6 protein-coding genes and 1 pseudogene are annotated in these 4,169 nt (G+C 31.0%); 4 read left to right on the top strand and 3 right to left on the bottom strand.

The window, feature by feature from the left end:
• From VNJ50_RS10860 to VNJ50_RS10850, 3 genes and pseudogenes are all read right to left on the bottom strand, one after another.
• Positions 1-473: pseudogene (locus VNJ50_RS10860) on the bottom strand (hypothetical protein); the annotation flags it as partial.
• A 21-nt stretch (positions 474-494) separates the two neighbouring features.
• The gene (locus tag VNJ50_RS10855; RefSeq protein WP_325581766.1) at positions 495-983 is read right to left on the bottom strand and encodes a hypothetical protein; all 489 of its coding nucleotides are present in this window, start codon (positions 981-983) and stop codon (positions 495-497) included.
• 599 nt (positions 984-1,582) lie between these two features.
• The gene (locus tag VNJ50_RS10850; protein WP_325581764.1) at positions 1,583-2,167 is read right to left on the bottom strand and encodes a hypothetical protein; all 585 of its coding nucleotides are present in this window, start codon (positions 2,165-2,167) and stop codon (positions 1,583-1,585) included.
• A gap of 277 nt (positions 2,168-2,444) precedes the next feature.
• On the opposite strand from VNJ50_RS10850, the gene VNJ50_RS10845 reads away from it, so the two are divergent.
• The 4 genes from VNJ50_RS10845 to VNJ50_RS10830 form a co-directional block, all read left to right on the top strand.
• Positions 2,445-2,588: a hypothetical protein gene (locus VNJ50_RS10845; RefSeq protein ID WP_325581762.1), complete on the top strand. Its 144-nt coding sequence runs from the start codon at positions 2,445-2,447 to the stop codon at positions 2,586-2,588.
• A 39-nt stretch (positions 2,589-2,627) separates the two neighbouring features.
• Positions 2,628-2,705, top strand: a complete 78-nt coding sequence (locus tag VNJ50_RS10840; RefSeq protein ID WP_325581768.1) for a hypothetical protein — start codon at positions 2,628-2,630, stop codon at positions 2,703-2,705.
• Positions 2,706-2,856: 151 nt separating this feature from the next.
• Positions 2,857-3,522, top strand: a complete 666-nt coding sequence (locus tag VNJ50_RS10835; RefSeq protein ID WP_325581760.1) for a PDDEXK nuclease domain-containing protein — start codon at positions 2,857-2,859, stop codon at positions 3,520-3,522.
• A gap of 246 nt (positions 3,523-3,768) precedes the next feature.
• Positions 3,769-4,169, top strand: a 401-nt coding sequence (locus VNJ50_RS10830) for an NAD-dependent epimerase/dehydratase family protein (RefSeq protein WP_325581758.1), incomplete at its 3' end; no start/stop codon positions are given.

Raw genomic sequence — 4,169 nt, 5'->3', positions numbered from 1 at the left:
ATTTTGTTCTCATCATTGTAGTGCATAATTGTTTCTTGGATGGGGTCATAAGCTTGAGTACACATATTACTAAGCCTGGGCATAATATTGGCATTATTGTCCAACAACCTCTCTACAAAATACAAATCGCAATTATGGTTGTATCTAATTGCTGATACTAATGGGCTCACACAGGAGGAATTATCAATATTAGGGTTGGCTCCAAGTTTTAGCAACTCTTCAAATGCCTCTTTTTTATTGTTAGTCAAAGCTAATTCAAGCAAGGATACCTCGTATTTATTATCTTCAAAATCAACACTGACCCGTTTGTTTAAGACTTCATTGCTGATAGCTTCCACATCATTTCTTTTTATGGCTTTCGCAATGTTTTCAGCTGGGGTGTCATAAAAATTAGAAAATCTAAATGCAGGATTACTATGTTCACAGGAAATGAAAATGAATGCGTACAGCACTAATAAACTGGTTTTTTTCATGTTTTCGATTATTAAAAGTTTTTAATCTGCATCGTTGCTATCACCTATAGTTTCAATGAGTTTTCCCTTATCATAAATTTCAACTTTTAAAGTATCGCCCGTATCATAATGAAATGTATATTGCTCTCCATCTTTAACTCCATTTCTATAATAATTTTTTCTGGTCAATATCCCCTTTGGGCTGTAATGAACACTTACTCCTTCCTGTACTCCATCTATAAAAGAATCAAAATAATTCATACTTCCATTATCATAGTATATTACTGAAGGACCTATTATTATAGTGTCATTTTTAAGATAAGTAAATGAACCTATGTTACCGTTAGCCGTAAAAGAGATTACGCCTCCATTTACTTCCCCTTCTTCCGAATAGAATTTAATGAGTTGAGGCATTCCATTTTCATTCCTAATTTCGAAATACCCTTTTTCTTTATCAAAAGAAGGCAATCGCTTTTGAAGACATCCAGTGAGCAATAGAATGAGAACTAAAAACACGAATCCTTTTTTCATTTTTTAAGTATTAGAATTATAAATAAACCAAACATTGCAATCAAACTTATTAAAATAGTTTTTTCTTGGTAGTCAAAACCCTTTGCCAAACTCATTAATAAAATAAATTAAAAATAAAGGTGCCCACAAAGAAGCTAAAATATAGATGTAAGAAAACACTTTAAATCCTAAAGACAATTTTAAATTCTTCTTAAATACAATACTTTTCCTATCTTTTATTTGATACACGTAATAGTTAAATATTATCATACCTATATCTAAAATCAGAAAAATTTTGAGCGTAATAGAATTATCTACTCTTAGGAAGTATAAAAAAAGGATTACAAAAAAGAATAAATTCGCAGCCTGTCCAGTAGAAATAATTATAATTGGGAAGTATTCAGGGGTGTCATCACTATTTTTCTTCAAATTATAATAGTAAAGAAAAAGTCGGTCATAAAATCTGGTAAGCATATTCATATACTATATTTTAAACTTTAATTACCGAGAATTTTGCTGTTATTATACCATACATATTGTGCCATTACGATGAAAACAAAACCATAAACAAACAGCAGTAACGACCTAATTATATAAACACTGTACCAAAAAATGTATGTCTAATTTTCTATGTCCTCTATTGTAGCGTTATACTTATAGGCATTTAATTCCTTTAACTCTTCAGCTACTTTTTTATTCCACTTCAACTGCATTAAACCGATAGTGCCATGGCCAGTTTCTAAGTCATATAATTTTTGATAAACAGGACATTGACTCCCTAAATCTTCAGCTATTTCGATGTAACTATAAATATCAGTTTCTCCATTCTCTTTCATTTCTGCAAAACATTTCCGTATTTTCCGAGCAAATATCTCCGCTATGTCAAAATGTGTTTGTTCATGTTCTAACAAACCTATTGATTCACTTATAGCCCAAGAAGATTTCTTATAAAATAAAGCAATAGCATTTATCTTATCATATTCATCTACTTTTATATTTCTAGGCAATAAAGAAATTGAATAATCTGTTGCCGCCCCAAATTCAGTAAAATTAATAGTGTCTTTTATTCCTTTGAAATCCTCCCATCTAAGTTTCTTATTTTTATTCCAACTGATAATAGTATCATTATAAATAAAATGACTCTGTGAATAACTGTTTTGAAAACAGATGGTTATCAATGTCGTAAACACCAAAATCCTTTTCATAAAACTTAACATTCTATTAAACAGCATTCTCTACCATTATAATGAGAGCTATACCGAAGATACATTATCTTTTTAAATTTTTGAAAGACTATTTAAGCTTGCCAAACCATAATCCGAAGATTTTAATTGAAAAAATCGTTTCCAAGATGAATAATTGCAAAAACAAGTTGGATGTTGTTAATTTGACTTTAAGTAAAATAAAGATTAGCCATTTAGAAACCAAAATTTGCATTATTCTGAAACAACAGACATCAATCAATGAGATTTAAATAAAACTATGACAAACAAAGTTTCCAATACAAAACTATTTTCTCAAATTGTTGATTTACTGCAATCAGCTAAAAATAAAGTGGTGCAAATAGTTAACCTAACGATGGTAATGACCTACTTTGAAATTGGAAGAATGATTGTAGAAGAATAACAAAGTGGAAAAGAAAGAGCCGATTATGGAAAGAAGGTCATAAAAGAACTCTCAAAGGTTTTGACTAAAGAATTTGGAAAAGGATTTTCAGAAAGGAATATTGATCAAATAAGATAGTTTTACCTCGTTTACTCAAAAACCGCAGACACTGTCTGCGACTTTCAAAAGCATTTCGCAAACACCGTCTGCGGAATCTAAAAATGTAATTTCTGAGACATCGTTTAGGAGCTTTAATTTGAGTTGGTCACATTATTTAAAACTAATGCGGATGGATGATGAAAACGAACGGAAGTTCTATGAAATTGAATCCTATAAAAACAATTGGAGTGTAAGAGAACTACAGCGTCAATTTGATTCAGCCTTATATACAAGATTGGCATTAAGCAGAAATAAGGAGAAAGTAAAAGAACTTTCTGAAAAAGGGCTTATTCTTGAAAATCCCAAAGACGCTATTAAAGACCCCTATATTCTTGAATTCATAGGGCTTCCTGAACACACAGAATATTCAGAAAGCGATCTCGAACAAGAATTGATAGACAAATTAGAGCATTTTTTATTGGAACTTGGCAATGGATTTACATTTGTAGCCAGACAAAAGAGAATATCCTTTGATGAAAAACATTTCAGGATTGACTTGGTCTTTTACAACCGAATACTGAAATGCTTTGTTCTAATCGACCTGAAAATCGGGGAAATCAAGCATCAAGACCTTGGGCAAATGCAAATGTACGTGAATTATTATGATAGAAAAATTCGATTAGAAGATGAAAACAAAACAATTGGGATAGTTTTGTGTAAAGACAAAAGTGAAGCAGTAGTAGAATTCACTTTACCTGAAAATAATGAACAGATTTTTGCAAGCAAATATCAAACTATTCTACCGAGTAAAGAAGAATTGAAATTATTGATCAAAACGCAAAATAGCCAACATTAATTGATAGAAACTAAACTAATGTTTTTATTATTTGAACACACTTCTATTATTTCTACATTTCTTTATAAATTCATTAAAAACATACAAAACTCATAATTTTAAAGCTCGATTTACATAATTAGTGTACGATTTTTACAATATTGGTAAAATAGATCATTTGCATGCTGAGAAAAAGAAAAATTCATTCTCCAAAACACCTAAATCCTCATAAAAAAACTTTGTATTTTTGCAGCAAATTCAATAAAAATGGCTCAAAAGATTCTAATTATTGGCGCATCTGGCCAAATTGGTTCCGAACTAACCTACAAATTGCGCAGCATTCACGGTGCTGAAAATGTTATTGCATCCGACATCAATTATAACAATACGGACTTGGTAAATTCTGGTATTTTTGAAATTGTTGATGCACAAGATTATGGTTCTATCCAACAATGTGTAGAAAAACATAGTATAAATACCGTTTATCTCATGGCGGCCATGTTGAGCGCCACAGGTGAAAAATATCCTATGAAAGCCTGGGATTTGAACATGAACTCCTTATTTCATGTATTAAATCTTGCCAAGGCTAAATTTATAAATAAAGTGTTCTGGCCATCAAGCATTGCGGTTTTTGGCCCAACCACGCCTAAAGACAATACGCCTCAGCA

Source organism: Gelidibacter sp., from assembly GCF_035577925.1.
In the GTDB taxonomy this organism is placed as follows: domain Bacteria; phylum Bacteroidota; class Bacteroidia; order Flavobacteriales; family Flavobacteriaceae; genus Gelidibacter.
This window is presented reverse-complemented; position numbering and strand designations above follow the sequence as displayed.

Coding starts and splice junctions, on each gene's coding strand:
- VNJ50_RS10855 (WP_325581766.1), bottom strand. CDS start 983: ATGAAAAAAGGATTCGTGTTTTTAGTTCTCATTCTATTGCTCACTGGA.
- VNJ50_RS10850 (WP_325581764.1), bottom strand. CDS start 2,167: ATGAAAAGGATTTTGGTGTTTACGACATTGATAACCATCTGTTTTCAA.
- VNJ50_RS10845 (WP_325581762.1), top strand. CDS start 2,445: ATGACAAACAAAGTTTCCAATACAAAACTATTTTCTCAAATTGTTGAT.
- VNJ50_RS10835 (WP_325581760.1), top strand. CDS start 2,857: ATGGATGATGAAAACGAACGGAAGTTCTATGAAATTGAATCCTATAAA.